Origin of the sequence: Craterilacuibacter sp., from assembly GCF_051659485.1 — a bacterium.
In the GTDB taxonomy this organism is placed as follows: domain Bacteria; phylum Pseudomonadota; class Gammaproteobacteria; order Burkholderiales; family Chromobacteriaceae; genus Craterilacuibacter.
Map to the genome: position 1 here is coordinate 1 of NZ_JBOFOO010000266.1, position 1,544 is coordinate 1,544.

At 56.9% G+C, this 1,544-nt stretch carries 1 protein-coding gene and 2 tRNA genes; all 3 read left to right on the top strand.

From position 1 onward, the window contains the following. The first annotated feature begins 2 nt into the window (after nucleotides 1-2). The 3 genes from ACRC1E_RS09185 (at nucleotide 3) to ACRC1E_RS09195 (ending at nucleotide 1,337) form a co-directional block, all read left to right on the top strand. Nucleotides 3-93, top strand: a tRNA-Ser gene (locus tag ACRC1E_RS09185). A gap of 38 nt (nucleotides 94-131) precedes the next feature. Next, nucleotides 132-207: transfer RNA gene (locus ACRC1E_RS09190), tRNA-Asn, on the top strand. 146 nt (nucleotides 208-353) lie between these two features. Continuing rightward, nucleotides 354-1,337, top strand: coding sequence for a tyrosine-type recombinase/integrase (locus ACRC1E_RS09195; protein ID WP_438514798.1), 984 nt, complete (start codon nucleotides 354-356; stop codon nucleotides 1,335-1,337). Nucleotides 1,338-1,544: the final 207 nt, after the last annotated feature.

Consider the following 1,544-nt stretch of genomic DNA (forward strand, 5'->3'; position numbering starts at 1 on the left):
CTGGAGAGGTGGATGAGTGGTTGAAGTCGCACGCCTGGAAAGCGTGTTCAGGATAATATCCTGACGGGGGTTCGAATCCCCCTCTCTCCGCCAGTTTACAGATAAGCGCATCGCGATTATCTAAAGGTTGTTCCCTGATAGCTCAGTTGGTAGAGCGACGGACTGTTAATCCGCAGGTCGCAGGTTCGAGCCCTGCTCGGGGAGCCAGTATTCAAAAGGACCTAGCCATTTTTGGCTAGGTCCTTTTTGCGTTTTGCCCCAATTTTGCCCCAATGCGTGGGCAAACGGCCTTCCGAGCAGGCGGTATAAAACCGGTTCCTACACATGACTCCAACACAATTATGGAGTCGAACATGGCAACTATTCGCAAACACGGAGCAGGCTGGGAGGCACGTGTCCGCCGCAAAGGCCACCCCCACATTTCCAAACACTTTCCCCGCAAGGATCAGGCAGTCCGCTGGGCGCAGCAGGTTGAAGCCGAGATGGAGCGTGGGCCCTATGCCTCACTATCCCGACCTGTACTCTCCGTACATCAGGCGCTGACGCGCTATGCGGAAGAAGTCAGCAGCAAGAAAAAAGGCGCTCGCCAGGAGATCAGCCGGATCAAGCGACTGCAAGCAGAGCCGTTTTCCGCGCTTGATATCACTGAACTTAGGGGATTCGACCTTGCTCGATTCCGTGACTGCCTGCTGCAGGCTGGGCTCGCCGCTAATACTGTACGGCTGCACCTTGCTTTGCTCAGTCACATGTATAACGTGGCACGCAAGGAGTGGGGCTACGAGCGTCTCAGCAACCCCTGCGACGATATCAGTAAGCCCAAGCAGGGTGCGCCCCGTGAGCGTCGCTTCGAAGGGGATGAGCTGCAACGTATTCTCGACGATACTGACTCGGCCATTTTGAAGACCATCCTACAGTTGGCTATCGAGACAGGGATGCGCCGTGGTGAACTGTGTGTCTTGCACTGGCAGGATTACAAGCCGGCGATCCCTGCGCTCAAGATCCAGATGTCGAAGAACGGCAGTTCGCGGGTAGTACCGTTGTCGCCGCGTGCAGTTGAACTGCTCGAAGCCTTACCGCGTAGTGGCGAGCTTATTTTCGATGTCGAGCCGGACTCGATCACGCGTGCTTTCCGCCGTGCATGTGACCGGCTAGGTATCGAGAACTTGCGATTTCACGACACGAGGCACGAAGCCACCAGCCAGCTGTTCGAAGACGGGCTGGAAGTGATGGAAGTGGCCAGTATCACCGGCCACAAGACGCTGAGTATGTTGATGCGCTATACGCATCTGCGTGCCGGGACGCTAGCCAGCAAGCTGGCGCGAGCCAGACCACGCTGAGCACCTCTTTCAGCAAGCAAAATGCCCACCGATCGACGGTGGGCTTAATTTTTGCAGGTGCAGCGGTCATCAAAGGCGTAAGCGTCCAGCCGCCCCATCTGTAATCCCAAGATAGAAGCAGGCATCCTCGGATTTTTCCCTGACCGAGGATGACATGAACGCCCGCATCCAGCGCCGCGCTACCGCATACGCCCACCTCGAGGCCTG